This window comes from Pseudomonas sp. GW822-FHT03F04 (genome assembly GCF_058801405.1).
Map to the genome: position 1 here is coordinate 48641 of NZ_JBXANF010000016.1, position 15997 is coordinate 64637.

The 15997-nt window shown below is 58.6% G+C and carries 17 protein-coding genes and 4 tRNA genes; 6 read left to right on the top strand and 15 right to left on the bottom strand.

Annotated features, from left to right (window positions below; genetic code table 11):
- Positions 1 to 152: 152 nt before the first annotated feature.
- The 7 genes from clpX to AC1RMX_RS28540 form a co-directional block, all read right to left on the bottom strand.
- Entirely contained in the window at positions 153 to 1436 is a 1284-nt protein-coding gene (clpX, locus tag AC1RMX_RS28510; protein WP_007951558.1) for an ATP-dependent Clp protease ATP-binding subunit ClpX, read from the bottom strand.
- Positions 1437 to 1548: 112 nt separating this feature from the next.
- Positions 1549 to 2184: an ATP-dependent Clp endopeptidase proteolytic subunit ClpP gene (clpP, locus tag AC1RMX_RS28515; protein WP_007951559.1), complete on the bottom strand. Its 636-nt coding sequence runs from the start codon at positions 2182 to 2184 to the stop codon at positions 1549 to 1551.
- Between the two features lie 92 nt (positions 2185 to 2276).
- Positions 2277 to 3587, bottom strand: coding sequence for a trigger factor (tig, locus tag AC1RMX_RS28520; protein ID WP_011335037.1), 1311 nt, complete (start codon positions 3585 to 3587; stop codon positions 2277 to 2279).
- Between the two features lie 401 nt (positions 3588 to 3988).
- Positions 3989 to 4064 (bottom strand) — tRNA-His (locus tag AC1RMX_RS28525).
- Positions 4065 to 4140: 76 nt separating this feature from the next.
- Positions 4141 to 4225, bottom strand: a tRNA-Leu gene (locus AC1RMX_RS28530).
- Between the two features lie 58 nt (positions 4226 to 4283).
- Positions 4284 to 4360: transfer RNA gene (locus AC1RMX_RS28535), tRNA-His, on the bottom strand.
- A gap of 32 nt (positions 4361 to 4392) precedes the next feature.
- Positions 4393 to 4469 (bottom strand) — tRNA-Arg (locus AC1RMX_RS28540).
- Positions 4470 to 4743: 274 nt separating this feature from the next.
- On the opposite strand from AC1RMX_RS28540, the gene folD reads away from it, so the two are divergent.
- Together folD and pbpG are read left to right on the top strand one after the other, a co-directional pair.
- Positions 4744 to 5598, top strand: coding sequence for a bifunctional methylenetetrahydrofolate dehydrogenase/methenyltetrahydrofolate cyclohydrolase FolD (gene folD / locus AC1RMX_RS28545; RefSeq protein ID WP_085712473.1), 855 nt, complete (start codon positions 4744 to 4746; stop codon positions 5596 to 5598).
- A 228-nt stretch (positions 5599 to 5826) separates the two neighbouring features.
- A complete protein-coding gene (pbpG, locus tag AC1RMX_RS28550) occupies positions 5827 to 6765 on the top strand; it encodes a D-alanyl-D-alanine endopeptidase (protein ID WP_493073795.1) in 939 nt (312 codons plus the stop codon).
- Positions 6766 to 6819: 54 nt separating this feature from the next.
- Here pbpG and AC1RMX_RS28555 read toward each other — a convergent pair whose 3' ends face one another.
- Both AC1RMX_RS28555 and AC1RMX_RS28560 read right to left on the bottom strand, forming a co-directional pair.
- Positions 6820 to 7026, bottom strand: coding sequence for a hypothetical protein (locus AC1RMX_RS28555; RefSeq protein WP_102621718.1), 207 nt, complete (start codon positions 7024 to 7026; stop codon positions 6820 to 6822).
- Positions 7027 to 7122: 96 nt separating this feature from the next.
- Positions 7123 to 7794: a peptidase C39 family protein gene (locus AC1RMX_RS28560; RefSeq protein ID WP_493073796.1), complete on the bottom strand. Its 672-nt coding sequence runs from the start codon at positions 7792 to 7794 to the stop codon at positions 7123 to 7125.
- Positions 7795 to 8025: 231 nt separating this feature from the next.
- Here AC1RMX_RS28560 and AC1RMX_RS28565 point away from each other — a divergent pair, with 231 nt between their 5' ends.
- Positions 8026 to 8196: a hypothetical protein gene (locus tag AC1RMX_RS28565; protein ID WP_176504897.1), complete on the top strand. Its 171-nt coding sequence runs from the start codon at positions 8026 to 8028 to the stop codon at positions 8194 to 8196.
- A gap of 74 nt (positions 8197 to 8270) precedes the next feature.
- Here the strand turns inward: AC1RMX_RS28565 and AC1RMX_RS28570 are convergent, their stop codons facing one another.
- Both AC1RMX_RS28570 and AC1RMX_RS28575 read right to left on the bottom strand, forming a co-directional pair.
- Positions 8271 to 9020, bottom strand: a complete 750-nt coding sequence (locus AC1RMX_RS28570) for a TerC family protein (protein WP_096822339.1) — start codon at positions 9018 to 9020, stop codon at positions 8271 to 8273.
- Between the two features lie 28 nt (positions 9021 to 9048).
- A complete protein-coding gene (locus AC1RMX_RS28575) occupies positions 9049 to 9291 on the bottom strand; it encodes a hypothetical protein (RefSeq protein WP_096822340.1) in 243 nt (80 codons plus the stop codon).
- A 144-nt stretch (positions 9292 to 9435) separates the two neighbouring features.
- On the opposite strand from AC1RMX_RS28575, the gene nhaR reads away from it, so the two are divergent.
- Complete coding sequence (gene nhaR, locus AC1RMX_RS28580; protein ID WP_096822341.1) at positions 9436 to 10335, top strand: transcriptional activator NhaR; 900 nt, start codon at positions 9436 to 9438, stop codon at positions 10333 to 10335.
- On the opposite strand, the gene AC1RMX_RS28585 is transcribed toward nhaR, so the two are convergent.
- Complete coding sequence (locus tag AC1RMX_RS28585; protein WP_096822342.1) at positions 10332 to 11492, bottom strand: MFS transporter; 1161 nt, start codon at positions 11490 to 11492, stop codon at positions 10332 to 10334. The two genes, nhaR and AC1RMX_RS28585, sit on opposite strands and share 4 nt — an antisense overlap.
- Before the next feature lie 337 nt (positions 11493 to 11829).
- On the opposite strand from AC1RMX_RS28585, the gene sstT reads away from it, so the two are divergent.
- On the top strand, positions 11830 to 13062 hold the full coding sequence (gene sstT / locus AC1RMX_RS28590) for a serine/threonine transporter SstT (protein ID WP_096822343.1): 1233 nt from the start codon (positions 11830 to 11832) through the stop codon (positions 13060 to 13062).
- A 66-nt stretch (positions 13063 to 13128) separates the two neighbouring features.
- On the opposite strand, the gene AC1RMX_RS28595 is transcribed toward sstT, so the two are convergent.
- Positions 13129 to 13638: a DUF1993 domain-containing protein gene (locus AC1RMX_RS28595; RefSeq protein ID WP_096822344.1), complete on the bottom strand. Its 510-nt coding sequence runs from the start codon at positions 13636 to 13638 to the stop codon at positions 13129 to 13131.
- A 124-nt stretch (positions 13639 to 13762) separates the two neighbouring features.
- Here AC1RMX_RS28595 and AC1RMX_RS28600 point away from each other — a divergent pair, with 124 nt between their 5' ends.
- Positions 13763 to 14410, top strand: a complete 648-nt coding sequence (locus tag AC1RMX_RS28600) for a YceH family protein (protein ID WP_096822345.1) — start codon at positions 13763 to 13765, stop codon at positions 14408 to 14410.
- A gap of 16 nt (positions 14411 to 14426) precedes the next feature.
- Here AC1RMX_RS28600 and AC1RMX_RS28605 read toward each other — a convergent pair whose 3' ends face one another.
- The gene (locus AC1RMX_RS28605; protein WP_096822346.1) at positions 14427 to 14945 is read right to left on the bottom strand and encodes a cupin domain-containing protein; all 519 of its coding nucleotides are present in this window, start codon (positions 14943 to 14945) and stop codon (positions 14427 to 14429) included.
- Positions 14946 to 15042: 97 nt separating this feature from the next.
- Positions 15043 to 15861 (bottom strand): shikimate 5-dehydrogenase, encoded by an 819-nt coding sequence (locus AC1RMX_RS28610; protein WP_096822347.1) that lies wholly within the window; start codon positions 15859 to 15861, stop codon positions 15043 to 15045.
- Positions 15862 to 15997: the final 136 nt, after the last annotated feature.

The following is a 15997-nucleotide window of genomic DNA, read 5'->3' on the forward strand; positions in this document are numbered from 1 at the left end:
CTACGGCGGCCATATGGCCGTAATCAGATGGAATTAAGCTTGAAACCAAGATGGGGGCTGCTTCCAAAAAAAACAAGCGCTATGAGGACGTTAAAATTTCTTAAAAAAAAAGAGGCCCGAAGGCCCCTTCTTTATTCCAGCAGACTGGACGCTTAGGCGTCCGGCGCTGCCTTGGCAGCCGGCTCACTGTTTTCGTAGATATACAGTGGCTTGGACTTGCCTTCGATCACGCTTTCATCGATCACGACTTTGCTCACCTCGGACTGCGAGGGGATTTCATACATCGTGTCGAGCAGCACACCTTCGAGAATCGAACGCAGGCCACGGGCACCGGTTTTACGTTCCAGGGCACGTTTGGCGACCGATTTCAGCGCGTCGGAACGGAATTCCAGATCCACGCCTTCCATCTCGAACAGCTTGGCGTACTGTTTGGTCAGGGCATTTTTCGGCTCGGTGAGAATCTGCATCAACGCAGCCTCATCCAGCTCGTCCAGCGTTGCGAGGACCGGCAGACGACCGACGAATTCCGGGATCAGACCGAACTTGACCAGATCGTCAGGCTCGACTTCACGCAGGGATTCACCGACTTTCTTGCCTTCTTCCTTGCTGCGTACTTCTGCGTTGAAACCGATGCCACCTTTGGTGGAACGGTTTTGAATCACTTTCTCCAGACCGGAGAACGCACCACCGCAGATGAACAGGATGTTACGGGTGTCAACCTGCAGGAACTCCTGCTGCGGATGCTTGCGACCACCTTGCGGCGGAACGGAAGCGACCGTGCCTTCGATCAACTTGAGCAAGGCCTGCTGCACGCCTTCACCGGAAACGTCCCGGGTGATCGACGGGTTGTCGGACTTGCGCGAAATCTTGTCGATTTCATCGATGTAGACAATGCCCATCTGGGCCTTTTCCACGTCGTAATCGCACTTCTGCAGCAGCTTCTGAATGATGTTCTCGACGTCTTCACCCACATAACCCGCCTCGGTGAGGGTGGTTGCGTCGGCGATGGTGAACGGAACGTTCAGCAAGCGGGCCAAAGTTTCGGCCAGCAGGGTTTTACCGGAGCCTGTCGGGCCGATCAGCAGGATGTTGCTCTTGCCGAGTTCGACGTCGTCAGCCTTTTTGTCACGCTGGTTCAGACGCTTGTAGTGGTTGTACACCGCTACCGCCAGAACCTTCTTTGCACGCTCCTGACCGATTACGTACTGGTCAAGGATGCCGCTGATTTCTTTAGGCGAAGGCAATTTATGCGCGCTGCTTTCGGCCTGTGCTTCCTGCACCTCCTCACGGATGATGTCATTGCACAGGTCGACGCACTCGTCGCAGATAAAGACCGAGGGGCCGGCAATCAATTTGCGCACTTCATGCTGGCTTTTGCCACAGAAGGAGCAATAGAGCAGCTTGCCGTTGTCCTCGCCGTTGCGGGTGTCAGTCATTCGTTCGATCCAAATCCGATAGGCTTGCAACACAAGATGAAGGCTATTGCGGGCTTTTTCAAGCCCGCCACTGATCGGACCAGCCGACCAGGCCTATTTCGAGCTGCTTATTTTAAGCTGGACGCTGGTTGATCACTTCGTCGATCAAGCCATATTCCTTCGCAGCTTCTGCACTCATGAAGTTGTCGCGGTTGGTATCGCGCTCGATTTCTTCCAGAGTGCGACCGCTGTGCTTGGCCATCAGCGTGTTGAGACGCTCGCGGATGAAAAGGATTTCCTTGGCGTGGATTTCGATATCCGACGCCTGGCCCTGGAAACCGCCCAGTGGCTGGTGAATCATCACACGCGAGTTTGGCAGGCAGAAGCGCTTGCCTGGAGCACCTGCGGTCAGCAGGAATGCGCCCATGCTGCACGCCTGGCCGATGCAGGTGGTCGACACGTTTGGCTTGATGAATTGCATGGTGTCGTAGATCGACATGCCCGCAGTCACCGAACCGCCCGGGGAGTTGATATAAAGATGGATGTCCTTGTCCGGGTTTTCCGCTTCAAGGAACAGCAATTGCGCGCAAATCAGGTTGGCCATGTAGTCCTCTACAGGACCCACCAGAAAGATCACTCGCTCCTTCAGAAGACGCGAATAAATGTCATAGGCGCGCTCGCCACGAGCGGACTGCTCGACAACCATCGGGACCAGGCCGCCGGCGGCCTGGATATCAGAGTTCTGCTGAATATACGAATTTCGGAACATGCTCTGCAGTCACTCCCAAATAGTTATGTCTTGAATACGCATAAGCCAGCTCGAAAGCTGGCTTATGGTGTGTGCTTCTAACGCAAAAACAATCAGTCGGCTTTTGGAGCTTCTACCGGCTTGACCGCTTCTTCGTAAGAGACCGATTTGTCGGTCACACTGGCTTTCTGCAGAACAGTATCCACAACTTGTTCTTCCAGCACAACCGAACGGACTTCGTTCAGTTGCTGCTCGTTCTTGTAGTACCAGGACACAACCTGCTCAGGCTCTTGGTAAGCCGAAGCCATTTCCTGGATCATTTCGCGAACGCGGGCTTCGTCTGGCTTCAGGTCGAATTGCTTGACCACTTCAGCCACGATCAGACCCAGCACAACGCGGCGCTTGGCTTGTTCTTCGAACAGCTCGGCCGGCAGTTGGTCAGGCTTGATGTTGCCGCCGAACTGCTGAACAGCCTGCACGCGCAGACGGTCAACTTCGTTGGACAGCAGAGCCTTTGGCACTTCGATCGGGTTGGTGGCCAGCAGACCGTCCATTACCTGATTCTTGACCTTGGATTTGATCGCCTGACGCAGTTCACGCTCCATGTTCTTGCGAACTTCGGTGCGGAAGCCGTCGATGCCGCTTTCCTTGATACCGAACTGGGCGAAGAACTCTTCGTTCAGCTCTGGCAGTTTTGGCTCGGAAACGGTGTTGACGGTCACGGTGAACTCGGCGGTTTTGCCAGCCAGGTCCAGGTTCTGATAGTCCTCTGGGAAGGTCAGGTTCAGAACGCGCTCTTCGCCAGCTTTAGCGCCGACCAGGCCTTCTTCGAAGCCTGGGATCATGCGGCCGGAACCCAGCACCAGCTGAGTGCCCTTGGCGGAACCGCCAGCGAATACTTCGCCGTCAACCTTGCCAACGAAATCGATGTTCAGTTGGTCTTCGTTCTGGGCAGCGCGATCGGCCACTTCGAAACGGGTGTTCTGCTTGCGCAGGATGTCCAGCATCTTGTCCAGATCGGCGTCAGCCACGTCAGCGCTCAGACGCTCGACGGTGATGCCTTCGAAGCCGGCAACGGTGAACTCTGGGAACACTTCGAATACGGCTACGTATTCCAGGTCCTTGCCAGCTTCGAGCGACTTAGGCTCGATCGACGGCGAACCGGCCGGGTTCAGCTTCTGCTCAACCACAGCTTCGTAGAAGGAGGACTGGATCACGTCGCCGATCGCTTCCTGGCGCGCATCAGCACCGAAACGGCGCTTGATTTCGCTCATTGGCACTTTGCCTGGACGGAAGCCAGCAATCTTGGCCTTTTGGGCAGTCTGCTGCAGACGCTTGTTGACCTGAGTCTCGATGCGCTCAGCCGGCACGGTGATGCTCATGCGGCGCTCAAGAGCAGTAGTATTTTCAACAGAAACTTGCATGGATATTCCTCGTTGCACAGACGTTAGCCGGCCGTTTCCGACCCAAGAATCAAGGGCATGCATTCTAGTGGGTCAAACTCAAGAAGTCACCCTACTGAAAACGGGTAAGAAAACAGCAGGCAATTTGAAGGCGGGGACAAACGGTTGCGCCTCGCCCTGTTAGCAAATACAGCCAATCAAGCCAGGGCTCTGCGCCAACCTCTTCTATATATAGAGGCGGTTGAATCATCTCCCTGACAGCCAACCTCGCAAGCAAGGTCGGCGGGCAGCGCAGCATCATCGAGCAACATTAATACGACGAAGCGCCCTGCCCTGCGACCCGAAACCGGCAGTCGCCGAAATACTCGAAACCGTAAAACAAAAAAGGCGCCAGACTGTTAAGTCTGGCGCCTTTCGAAATATGGGGTGGACGATGGGGATCGAACCCACGACAACGGGAGTCACAATCCCGTGCTCTACCAACTGAGCTACGCCCACCATATTGCGTGCCAAAGAAGCCAAACAACTTCTTTGTAGAACTTCACCCTACCAACGGCATGAATGAAGCTTTGATTGGTGCGGATGAAGAGACTCGAACTCTTACGCCTCGCGGCGCTGGAACCTAAATCCAGTGTGTCTACCAATTCCACCACATCCGCGGATGAAGCTTTTTAAAGCAAAGGCGCCAGACTATTACATCTGGCGCCTTTCGAAATATGGGGTGGACGATGGGGATCGAACCCACGACAACGGGAGTCACAATCCCGTGCTCTACCCAACTGAGCTACGCCCACCATATCGCGTTACTTGTGCCAAAGCTGCCTAATGGCGCACCCGGCAGGACTCGAACCTGCGACCATCCGCTTAGAAGGCGGATGCTCTATCCAGCTGAGCTACGGGCGCCTTGTTAGCTGTACCCTTGGAGGACTACAAACTAAGTGCTTTCCAGTCTCGCAGAACCTTGATTCCGCTCAACCTTCTTAACCAGTGCTAGGCTGTGCCCGACAAGTGCGACGAATAGTATAGAGCGACCTGCAGGTCGTCAAATCCTTTTTAAAAAAAATTCATTTAATTAAAGGGCTTAGGGGAATTTGCTGACCAAGCGCCTTTGCCCTCACCGTCTGACATGCGAGAATGCGTTCTCTTTTTTTCCCCTCTCGATGGTTAATCACGCGCAATGACTGCACAACTAATCGACGGCAAATCAATCGCCGCCAGCCTGCGCCAGCAGATCGCCCAACGGGTAGCCGAACGTCGCGAGCAAGGCTTGCGCACTCCCGGCCTCGCGGTGATCCTGGTCGGCAGCGATCCTGCCTCTCAGGTTTATGTCTCGCACAAGCGTAAAGACTGTGAAGAGGTCGGCTTCCTCTCTCAAGCCTACGACCTGCCTTCTGAAACCACTCAAGAAGCGCTGACCGATCTGATCGATCGACTGAACGACGACCCGGCAATCGACGGCGTTCTGCTTCAACTTCCGCTGCCTGAGCACCTGGACGCCTCCAAACTGCTGGAACGCATCCGCCCGGACAAGGACGTCGATGGTTTCCATCCTTATAACGTCGGCCGCCTGGCCCAGCGCATTCCGCTGCTGCGCCCCTGCACCCCGAAAGGCATCATGACCTTGCTGGAAAGCACCGGTGTCGATCTGTACGGGATGGACGCCGTGGTTGTCGGCGCTTCCAACATCGTCGGTCGCCCGATGGCCATGGAGCTGCTGCTGGCCGGCTGCACCGTGACCGTGACCCACCGCTTCACCAAGGACCTGGCCGGTCACGTCGGCCGCGCCGATCTGGTGGTGGTGGCTGCCGGCAAGCCGGGCCTGGTCAAGGGCGAGTGGATCAAGGAAGGCGCGATCGTGATCGACGTCGGCATCAACCGTCAGGACGACGGCAAACTGGTCGGTGACGTCGTGTACGAAACCGCCCTGCCCCGCGCTGGCTGGATCACTCCAGTACCAGGCGGCGTCGGCCCGATGACCCGTGCCTGCCTGCTGGAAAATACGCTGTACGCGGCAGAAACCCTGCACGCCTGAGGCGCTTTTCCCGCACTCCCGAAACCCCGCCTCGTGCGGGGTTTTTCATATCCTCGAAAAAACCTTTACCGTTCGCCGGAAACCCCTATTTTCACAGGGCTTTTCACGACTTTTTCATGCCCCACAAACAACCATCGACAGATCTTCAGCCATACTCCTAGAATGCGTCGTTTTACGACACAGTCCGTTACAAATAACGGCATTTCCAACCTTCATGAGTTCGCCCGCGTGAATATTCGTCTGTCCATCCTGAGCCTGGTTTTTGCATTTTCAGGCACGCTCCTCACGCCAACGGTCAACGCCGCCGAAACCACCGCTGCCCCCCGAGACGCCTCGCAACTGAAAATCGCCTCTGGCAGCGCCCTGCTGATGGATCTGCAGACCAATAAAGTCATCTACTCCAGCAATCCGGACGTGATCGTGCCGATCGCTTCCGTCAGCAAGTTGATGACCGGTCTGGTCGTGGTTGAAGCGCACCAGAACATGGACGAATGGATTGACGTCGACATCAGCCATACCCCGGAAATGAAAGGCGTGTTTTCCCGGGTCAAACTGCGTAGCGAATTGCCGCGCCGAGAGATGCTGCTGATTGCCCTGATGTCCTCGGAAAACCGCGCGGCGGCCAGCCTGGCGCACCACTATCCGGGCGGCTATGTGGCATTCATCGCGGCGATGAACGCCAAGGCCAAGGCGCTGGGCATGACCAGCACCCACTTCGTCGAGCCGACCGGCCTGTCGGAACGCAACGTTTCCACCGCCCGCGATCTGAGCAAGTTGCTGATGGCCGCGCAAAAACATCCGATCCTCAGCGAGCTCACCACCACCAAGGAAAAAACCGTGTCGTTCCGCAAACCCAACTACACCCTGGGTTTCCGCAACACCGACCACTTGGTCAACAAAGCCGACTGGGACATCAAGATCACCAAAACCGGCTTCACCAATCCGGCCGGCCACTGCCTGGTGCTTGTGACGAAGATGAGCAACCGTCCGGTCGCCCTGGTCATTCTCGACGCCTTCGGCAAGTACACCCACTTTGCCGATGCGAGCCGCATCCGCAGCTGGATGGAAACCGGCAGGAGCACTAACGTTCCGGCGGTGGCTCAGCAATACAAGGCCGAGAAGAACCTCAAGGGTCGCCACAGCGGCGTCGTCGAAGCCTCCAAGTAATCCGCGACACAAGAAAAAGCCCCGAACATTCGGGGCTTTTTTTCGTCTGCCGGTTCAGTCGTTGGGCAAAGGCATCTGGTCATCATCGGGAATGCCGTCACCAGCGCTTGGATCGCGCCGATGCTCCGGCGTCACGACGGCGGGACGAGCCAGCGGATCACGCAGCGGGCTGTCCGGGTCCAGCACCGGATCAACGTCCGGTTCCGGCGTCGTCGGCACACTGTCCGGTTTATGGTCGTCGAAGCTCGAATCGGTACTCATACGCACCTCTCATTCGGGTCATCACCCGAAAAATCGGGCGTTACCTTTAAGAGCTTAGCCCCGCGCCATCGTGCCCGTCAGAAGACGGACGGAACCTCATTTCTCTTCCAGCGCCTTGCGGGCCTGTGCCGCCTCGCGCTCCTGACCGGCCTGTGCCAGTTCATCAGCCGCCTTCAACCAACGCTGGCGATCGACCGCTGCGGGGATCTGCGAAGGCTTCTGAATCAATACTGCCCAGCCACCCGACTTCTCGAGCGCCGACTCAAAAGAGCTGAAACTCATCAGTTCGCGGCGGTTCATCCCGGCGCGCAGCAGCACCTTCTGCTTTTTGCGGTCGTAGCCAGAGAGGATCGCGTAACGCGGCTCGGCCCAGAACGCCGAACCCTCGCTGAAGCGCACCATCACCGGATAACCGGCCGCCACCTGGGTCAGCAGCGCGGGCAACTGGCTGTCCAACCGATAGACCACCATGCCGTACTCGCGGGCCAGGTTCTGCATATTCTGCTGCAACTTGTCTTCGGCGCCCGGCAAATGCAGCGGTTTTTCCAACAGGCCCGGCGTGATCATGACGCCCTGTTGCGACAGCAGACTGGCCAGCACCTGCGGCCCGCTCTGATTGGCTTCGCCACGATAGAAGGTGCCACTGAGCTCGACGCGCTCCGGCAGGCGCTGGACCTCGGGTGTCACACTGCCCGCACAACCCACCAATGCTGTCACGCAACCGGCTACCAGCAACGCCATGCGAATCCGGGAAAATAGCTGCACCATCGTCACTCTCTTGATCAGTTACCGGTCATCGTGTTCCGGCTTGGTCGAGGATCATAGGACGGCGTAACGCTGCGGTATAGCCCAAAGGGGCAGATGCATCGCCTGCATAGAGCGAAGTGATTGGTCACCACCGACCTTTGGTCAATAGCCTGAAACACGCCAGCGACTAGACTGTCATCCAGACAAGCGCAAAAGAGCGAGCGCCCGACGCAGGGCAAAGAGGAGGCACAGATGAGCCTGACCATGACCATCGTAATGCTGATTGCCGGCTGGCTGGCCGTCGCCGCCGCCATGCTGTGGGGCGTGCTGCGGATTTCCCGGCGCCACCATCACCACCCTGCACAACCCGCACCGATCAAGAAAGTCGAGAAACACAGCACCCGTCACGCCACCGCGCACTGACCTCCTGCAACCGACTCAAACAAAAAGGCCGCCTGGACTCTCGCGAGTTCAGGCGGCCTTTGGTTTTTCAGCGATTACGCTTCGGCAGTCAGTTTCTTCTGTTTGGCGCGGCGCGACATCATGTTCAGCACTTCAATCGAAGCCGAGAACGCCATGGCGGCATACACATAACCTTTCGGTACGTGGGCGCCGAAGCCTTCGGCGATCAGCGTCATGCCGATCATGATCAGGAAGCCCAGGGCCAACATCACCACCGTCGGGTTGTCGTTGATGAACTTGGCCAGCGGATCAGCCGCAAACAGCATCACCAGCACCGAAACCACCACCGCGATCACCATGATCGGCAAGTGTTCGGTCATGCCGACCGCGGTAATGATGCTGTCGATCGAGAACACCATGTCCAGCATCAGAATCTGCCCGATGGCGGCAGCAAAGCCCAGGGTCACTGTCGACGTCGCGGACTTCGGATCTTCCGGCGCCGGGTCCATGCTGTGATGGATCTCGGTCGTCGCTTTCCACACCAGGAACAGGCCACCGGCGATCAGGATCATGTCCTTCCAGGAGAACGCCTGGCCGAGGATCTCGATGACCGGCGCGGTCAACTGAACGATGAACGCGATGGTGCTCAGCAAGGCCAGACGCATGATCAGCGCCATGCCGATGCCCAGGCGACGGGCCTTCTGCCGGTACTGCTCGGGCAGTTTGTTGGTCAGGATCGAGATGAAGATCAGGTTATCGATGCCCAGCACGATTTCCATCACCACCAGTGTGGCCAAGGCAATCCAGGCGGTCGGGCTGGAAGCGAGTTCTAACAGATATTCCATGGGTCAGTCCTGACTCTTGTAAGACGATTTAGATGGTCTTGGAGGAAGATTCGGATTTTTCCGCGTCTTTTTCCGGGTCTTCTTTTTTCTCGACCAGGCCGCCAGTGGCCTCGCTGAGCGCTTGTTCAGCGGCTTTGTGCGTGTCGTCGATCGCCTGCTTGGCGCTCTCGGCCGCCTTGCCCATCAACTGCTGGGCGCTTTTTTCAGCCTGGTCGCAACCCGCCATAAGCAGTAAAGACGTAAACATCAGTGCCGGGATCGTGTATTTCATGAGGTTTCCTTCCAATGAACAGACAGGGTCACAGACCACTCGTCGATGGCTGGGCATTCTAGGGAGACAAACACTTCAGGAAAATTCGTATTTTTAGCGGCTATACTTCGATTTATACGAACTGTATTTCATGGACGGATCGCCATGCTCAATTACCGACAACTGCACTACTTCTGGGTGGTCGCCAAGACCGGCAGTATCGTGCGCGCGTGCGAGCAACTGAACCTGACGCCACAAACCATCAGCGGACAGATTTCCCTGCTCGAACAGACCTACGGCATCGAATTGTTTCAACGGGTCGGCCGGCAATTGGAGCTCACCGAAGCCGGGCGCCAGGCCCTGCCCTATGCCGAACAGATGTTTCAGCTCGGTGGCGAACTGGAACTGATGCTGCGCGCCCAGCCCAATGAACAACAGATCCTGTTTCGGGTTGGCGTGGCGGACGTCGTGCCCAAATCCATCGTCTATCGCCTGATCGCGCCCACCATGGAACTGAGCGAACCGCTACGCATCACCTGCCGCGAGGACAAACTCGAGCGATTACTGGCGGATCTGGCGATACAGCGCCTGGATCTGGTGATCTCCGACAGCCCGATGCCGTCGCACCTGGACATCAAGGGCTACAGCCAGAAACTCGGGGAATGCGGGATCAGCTTCTTCGCCACCGCCGAACTGGCGGCGCAGTACGGTCAGGATTTCCCACGCAGCCTGCATGGTGCGCCGCTGTTGATCCCCGGCGCAGAAACCGTAGTGCGCAGCCGTTTGCAGCGCTGGTTCGCCGAGCAGCAGATTCAGCCAAGAATTGTCGGGGAGTTCGATGACAGCGCCTTGATGCAGGCGTTCGGCCAGTCCGGCAGCGGGATTTTCATCGGCCCGAGCGTGATTGCCGAGGAGGTGAAGCGCCAGTACGGCGTCGAGTTGATCGGCCAGACCGATGCGGTGAGCGAATCGTTCTACGCGATCTCGGTGGAACGCAAGGTCAAGCACCCCGGCATCAAAGCGATTACCGAAGGTGCCCGACGCGAGCTGTTTACAGAGTTTTAAGCCGGCGCGCAGACGTCGCGCGGCTTGAGCACCATCAGCACCATGGCGAGGAAAATCGACAGCAGAATGAACCCGGCTGCGGCGAAACCCACGAAGCCGAGGCCAGCGCTGTCGATTACCCGACCGCCAATGATCGCGCCCAGACCAATCCCGAGGTTGGCCCCGGCAATGTTCAGCGACGCCGCAAAGGCCGGCGCTTCAGGTGCGGCTTTCATCAAGCGCACGTGACTGACCAGGAACAGCGCCGCCTGCGTCACGCCCCAGATGCCCATCGCCGCTGCCAGACCCAGCGACGAATTGATGTTCGGCACCAACGCCACCATCCCGGGAATCATGAACGCGCAGAACATCACCGACGCCATCAGCGGATGACGATCCACCGCGCGTCCACCCAGCGAGTTGCCAATCAGACCGACCGCGCCAAAGCCCATCAGGCACCAGCCGACCACGGTGCCATTGAAGCCGGCCAGGCGTTCAAGAATGTCCGCCAGATAGGTGTAAGCGGTGAACATGCCGCTGAACACCAGGATCGACAGCAGCACATGGCCAAGCATCAGCGGGCTGCGCAGGATCTTGAACTGTGAAGCGAAACTGACCTGATGCTGGTGCAGGCTGGTTTTCGGCAGATAGACAAACAACAGCAACGCCTTGGCAAACGCGATCACCGCCAGAATGCCGAACGCACTGCGCCAGCCGAATGCATCGGAAATCAGCGTGCCGACCGGAATGCCGAATACCGTGGCGCAGACGATGCCGAAGCCGATCTTGGCGATGGCACGACCGGCGAAGTCCGGGCCGACGATATCCACGGCGGTTTCACTGGCCAGCGCCCAGAACACCGGCAGCCCCAGCGCCGGAATCAGTCGGGCAATGGCCATGACCCAGATGTTCGGTGCCAATGCCGCCACGGTATTGGCCAGGCCGAACATGATCAGGATGGTGATGAACAGTTTGCGCCGTTCGAAACGGGCGAAATATGCCGTCAAGAATGGGCCGAACATGGCCACGGTGAAAGCGAATAGAGTCACCAGCAACCCGGCTTGCGGGATGGTGACGGCCAGGTCGCGGGCAATCGCCGGCAACAGGCCGACGATGACGAACTCCGTGGTCAGCACCGTGAACCCGGCGGCAGACAACAGAAGGATGGGCAACAGCATGGGGAACTCCAGCAAAACGACGACACCAGCGCTGACCCGAAGGCCCGCCGGCAGAACTTGAAAATAAGGATGCGCAATCTTAACAGAGTGTTTCCAGAGTGACTTGCACAAACCTGTCTAAGTTGCCGAACAATCCGGTGGCAGATCGTCACAGGTCTGAAGGATCCGGACGACCCTGTGATAAAGTCCGCGCCCTGCAAAACGTACACCCTGTTCAGCCGCCCGTTTAACGGCGTGGCTGTCGCGTCATTCCTTTCGGTTCGTGTCTGTGGCCTGCCCCCGATTCATCGCCCGGATCACGCAACCTTGCACCCTATAAAAAAGCAGAGATGCCGTTATGACCGCTTCATCCCCTTCTCTATTGCAACGCCTTAAAAGCCTCAGCCTGGTCACACAGATCCTGATCGGCCTGATTGCCGGCATCGCCCTGGCGCTGCTCGCGCCGGATGCGGCCAAAGGCACCGCATTCATCGGCAAGGTGTTCGTATCCGCGCTGAAAGCCGTGGCGCCGATCCTGGTGTTCGTGCTGGTCATGGCCTCGATCGCCAACCACAAGCACGGCCAGGAAACCCACATCCGGCCGATTCTGTTCCTTTATCTGCTGGGCACTTTCGCCGCTGCCGTGGTCGCGGTAATCGCCAGCACAATGTTCCCGTCGCATCTGGTGCTGTCCACCGACAACATCGCCGTGAGCGCGCCGGGCGGCATCGGTGAAGTGCTGCAAAGCCTGCTGCTGAGCGTGGTGGAAAACCCGATCACCGCGCTGATGAACGCCAACTTCATCGGCATTCTGGCCTGGGCCATCGGCATGGGCGTAGCCATCCGCCATGCGGGCGACACCACCCGGGAAGTGGTCAGCGACCTGTCCAACGGCGTGACCCTGATCGTGCGCGTGGTCATCCGCTTCGCGCCGCTGGGGATTTTCGGCCTGGTGGCGTCGACCCTGGCCACTTCGGGTTTTGGTGCACTGGTCGGTTACGCGCATCTGCTGGCGGTGCTGCTCGGCTGCATGCTGTTCGTCGCACTGGTGATGAACCCACTGATCGTGTTCTGGAAGCTGCGTCGCAACCCGTACCCGCTGACGCTGAAATGCCTGCGTGAAAGCGGCATCACCGCGTTCTTCACCCGCAGCTCAGCAGCGAACATTCCGGTCAACCTGGAACTGAGCAAGCGTCTGGGCCTGCACGAAGACACCTACTCGGTGTCGATTCCGCTCGGCGCCACCATCAACATGGCCGGCGCGTCGATCACCATCACCGTGCTGACCCTCGCGGCCGTGCACACGCTAGGCATCGCCGTGGACATCCCGACCGCCATCCTGCTCAGCGTCGTCGCGGCGATCTGCGCGTGCGGAGCATCGGGTGTGGCCGGTGGTTCGCTGCTGCTGATTCCGCTGGCGTGCAGCCTGTTCGGCATCCCGAGCGAGATTGCCATGCAAGTGGTCGCAGTCGGTTTCATCATCGGCGTGTTGCAGGATTCGGCCGAGACGGCGCTCAACTCCTCCACCGACGTGCTGTTCACCGCCGCCGCTTGCCTGGGCGAAGAGCAGAAAACCCAGCGTCCGGCGTAAAAACCGAGCGCAATAAAAAGCCCGCCAAGGTTTGCACCTTGGCGGGCTTTTTCGTTGCTGGGCGGTTTAGAACGCGCCCATGTAATCGCGTTTGCCCACTTCCACACCGTTGTGACGCAGCAGTGCGTAGGTGGTGGTGACGTGGAAGAAGAACTGCGGCAGACCGTAGCTCAGCAGGTAAGCCTGGCCGGAGAAGCGCTTCTCTTTCGGCGTGCCCGGACGGGTAACGATTTCGATGCCTTCCTTGCCATTGATCTGCTCAGGCTTGATCTCGCCGATGAAGGCCAGAACCTTGGCGATCAGCGCTTGCAGGTCGGCGAAGGTGGTTTCGGTGTCGTCGTATTTCGGAATCTCGACTTCGGCCAGACGTGAGGAAACGCCTTTGGCGAAGTCCACGGCGATCTGCACCTGACGCACCAGCGGGAACATGTCCGGGTACAGACGCGCCTGCAGGAAGGCGTTCGGGTCGATGTTTTTCTCGGTGGCGTGGGCCTCGGCCTTTTTCAGCACATCGCTCAGGGCGTTGAGCATTTGTTGGAAAACCGGGACGGATGCGGCGTACAGGGAAATGGTCATGGCAGTCTCACGTGGTGGCTGGGTGAATCGTGGGGCGATTATAGCCATGCTCGCGCGCCACGCGGCTTGTCTTTTATCCAGCAAGGATTAGGCTAGGCGCCTTCGACTGCAGAGGGAACGCGCGATGACCACAGAACTTGAAACCAACGCCAACGAACCACGGCTCAACGCCACGGAAATCCGCATTCTGGGTTCGCTGATCGAGAAACAGGCCACCAGCCCGGAAACCTATCCGCTGACCCTCAACGCCCTCGTGCTGGCCTGCAATCAGAAAACCAGCCGGGAACCGGTGATGAACCTGACCCAGGGCCAGGTCGGCCAGAGTCTGCGCGCCCTCGAAGGTCGCGGTTTCGCCAAGCTGGTGATGGGCAGTCGCGCCGACCGCTGGGAGCACAAGGTCGACAAGGCGCTGGAGCTGGTGCCTGCACAGATGATTCTGACCGGGCTGATGTTCCTGCGCGGCCCGCAGACCGTCAACGAACTGCTGACCCGCAGCGGTCGCATGCATGAATTCGAAGACGCCGAACAAGTGGTACATCAGCTGGAACGCCTGATCGCTCGGGATCTGGCCGTGCTGATTCCACGTCAGGCCGGCCAGCGCGAAGATCGTTACACCCACGCACTGGGTGATCCGGCGGACATCGAGGCGATTATCGCCGCGCGGCAGAACCCGAGTGATCGCGGCGCGGCCAGCGGTGTTTCAGTCGAACGCATCGAAGAACTGGAAGCGCGGATTGCAGCGCTGGAAGAGCGTCTGGCCCGACTCGAATAAGTGCAATGGGGCGGCGTTATTCGCCGTCCCAGTAATCCACCCCGTCCGCCTGCCGCGCCACCGCCACGAAGCCCGAGGCATTGCCTTCGGCATCGACGCTGAAATTATCCATCACCGCGTATTTGTTCGAATCCGGGTACTCGCAGATTTCCGGTTGCTGCTGAGTGCTGACCGCCAGATAGCGCAGTTCTTCGCAGCTGGTGTTGATGATCTGATGCGCGGCTTCCGGACCACCCGGCGGGCAGGCGATCACGTCGCCGGCGCGGATCGGGAAACGCTCGGCACCGAGGCGCACCTCCCCTTCCCCGGCCACCACGTAAAACATTTCCTCATTGACCCGATGGCTGTGAAACGGGCTGCCACGCATGCCCGGTGGCAGCGCATACAGGCGATAACCAAGTTTCTGGGAGCCCAATTGCTGGCCGACCCGGGCGAACCGTTGTTGATAACGCCCGGCCGTTTCGCCTTCGGGGGCCAAGCCTTCGGGGAGTGGTTCGAGTTCGACGTCATTCAGGTTGAGAATCGGCGGGTGCATGCAAACCTCGGTTCTTGTGATGGGCAAGTCTGTGCTTGCTGATCCGACAGTATAGGCATCGGCAAGTCCGGACGGATTTGCCGATGCTCAGGATCCATCAACTACGGGCAAACGCCACCGCTGCATCGAACTGCTCGCCCGTCGGCCGCACGCCGGTGTACAGCACGAACTGCTCCAGCGCCTGAATCGCGATCACTTCCAGCCCGGTGATCACTTTTTTACCTTCGGCGCGGCCACGCACGATCAGCGGGGTTTCCGAGGGGATCGCCACCACATCGAACACAGTCTCGGCAGACTTGATCACATCCACATCAAAAGAAAGCTGACTCGCTTCCGGGCCGCCGTCCATCCCCACCGGGGTGACGTTGATCAACATCTGCGGGCGTTCGTCGCCCAGTTCCGCCTGCCAGCGATAGCCCAGGGAATCGGCCAACGCACGGCCGGCGCGCTCGTTGCGGGCCACGATCAAACCATTCTTGTAACCGCCATCGCGCAAGGCGCTGGCCACCGCTTTGGCCATGCCGCCGCTGCCGCGCAGGGCGAAGGTCGAGTCCTTCGGCACCGCGTGGGTTTCCAGCAATTGGGCGATGGCGATGTAATCGGTGTTGTAGGCCTTGAGATGGCCGTTGGTGTTGACGATGGTGTTGATCGACTGGATCGCTGCCGCCGACGCATCCAGCTCATCGACCAGCGCAATGCTCGCTTCCTTGAACGGCATCGACACCCCGCAACCACGAATCCCCAGCGCACGAATCCCACCGACGGCCCCCGGCAGATCCTGGCTGCTGAAGGCCTTGTAGTAGAAATTCAGGCCCAGTTGCTCGTACAAATGGTTATGAAAACGCAGACCGAAATTCCCGGGACGCCCAGACAGGGACATACACAGTTGGGTGTCTTTGTTGGGGTTCATCTGCATGGGAGTCTCCTTCTAATGCACTTTCGGATGGACGGGATTAGCCAGACCATCGGCTTCTGAACGATCATAAGGCGGTCTGTTCCGGGCATCACAGCCGTTGCATGAAACCCGGTAAGCAAACCGGTACAGACCTTAC

Bases quoted from the DNA above. Each gene is read 5' to 3' on its own strand.
- AC1RMX_RS28595 (WP_096822344.1), bottom strand. From the start codon at position 13,638: ATGACCATTTCCCTGTACGCCGCATCCGTCCCGGTTTTCCAACAAATG.
- AC1RMX_RS28570 (WP_096822339.1), bottom strand. From the start codon at position 9,020: ATGGAATATCTGTTAGAACTCGCTTCCAGCCCGACCGCCTGGATTGCC.
- AC1RMX_RS28560 (WP_493073796.1), bottom strand. From the start codon at position 7,794: ATGGTGCAGCTATTTTCCCGGATTCGCATGGCGTTGCTGGTAGCCGGT.
- clpX (WP_007951558.1), bottom strand. From the start codon at position 1,436: ATGACTGACACCCGCAACGGCGAGGACAACGGCAAGCTGCTCTATTGC.
- folD (WP_085712473.1), top strand. From the start codon at position 4,744: ATGACTGCACAACTAATCGACGGCAAATCAATCGCCGCCAGCCTGCGC.
- AC1RMX_RS28575 (WP_096822340.1), bottom strand. From the start codon at position 9,291: ATGAAATACACGATCCCGGCACTGATGTTTACGTCTTTACTGCTTATG.
- AC1RMX_RS28600 (WP_096822345.1), top strand. From the start codon at position 13,763: ATGACCACAGAACTTGAAACCAACGCCAACGAACCACGGCTCAACGCC.
- nhaR (WP_096822341.1), top strand. From the start codon at position 9,436: ATGCTCAATTACCGACAACTGCACTACTTCTGGGTGGTCGCCAAGACC.
- AC1RMX_RS28565 (WP_176504897.1), top strand. From the start codon at position 8,026: ATGAGCCTGACCATGACCATCGTAATGCTGATTGCCGGCTGGCTGGCC.
- AC1RMX_RS28610 (WP_096822347.1), bottom strand. From the start codon at position 15,861: ATGCAGATGAACCCCAACAAAGACACCCAACTGTGTATGTCCCTGTCT.
- clpP (WP_007951559.1), bottom strand. From the start codon at position 2,184: ATGTTCCGAAATTCGTATATTCAGCAGAACTCTGATATCCAGGCCGCC.
- AC1RMX_RS28605 (WP_096822346.1), bottom strand. From the start codon at position 14,945: ATGCACCCGCCGATTCTCAACCTGAATGACGTCGAACTCGAACCACTC.
- AC1RMX_RS28585 (WP_096822342.1), bottom strand. From the start codon at position 11,492: ATGCTGTTGCCCATCCTTCTGTTGTCTGCCGCCGGGTTCACGGTGCTG.
- sstT (WP_096822343.1), top strand. From the start codon at position 11,830: ATGACCGCTTCATCCCCTTCTCTATTGCAACGCCTTAAAAGCCTCAGC.
- tig (WP_011335037.1), bottom strand. From the start codon at position 3,587: ATGCAAGTTTCTGTTGAAAATACTACTGCTCTTGAGCGCCGCATGAGC.
- AC1RMX_RS28555 (WP_102621718.1), bottom strand. From the start codon at position 7,026: ATGAGTACCGATTCGAGCTTCGACGACCATAAACCGGACAGTGTGCCG.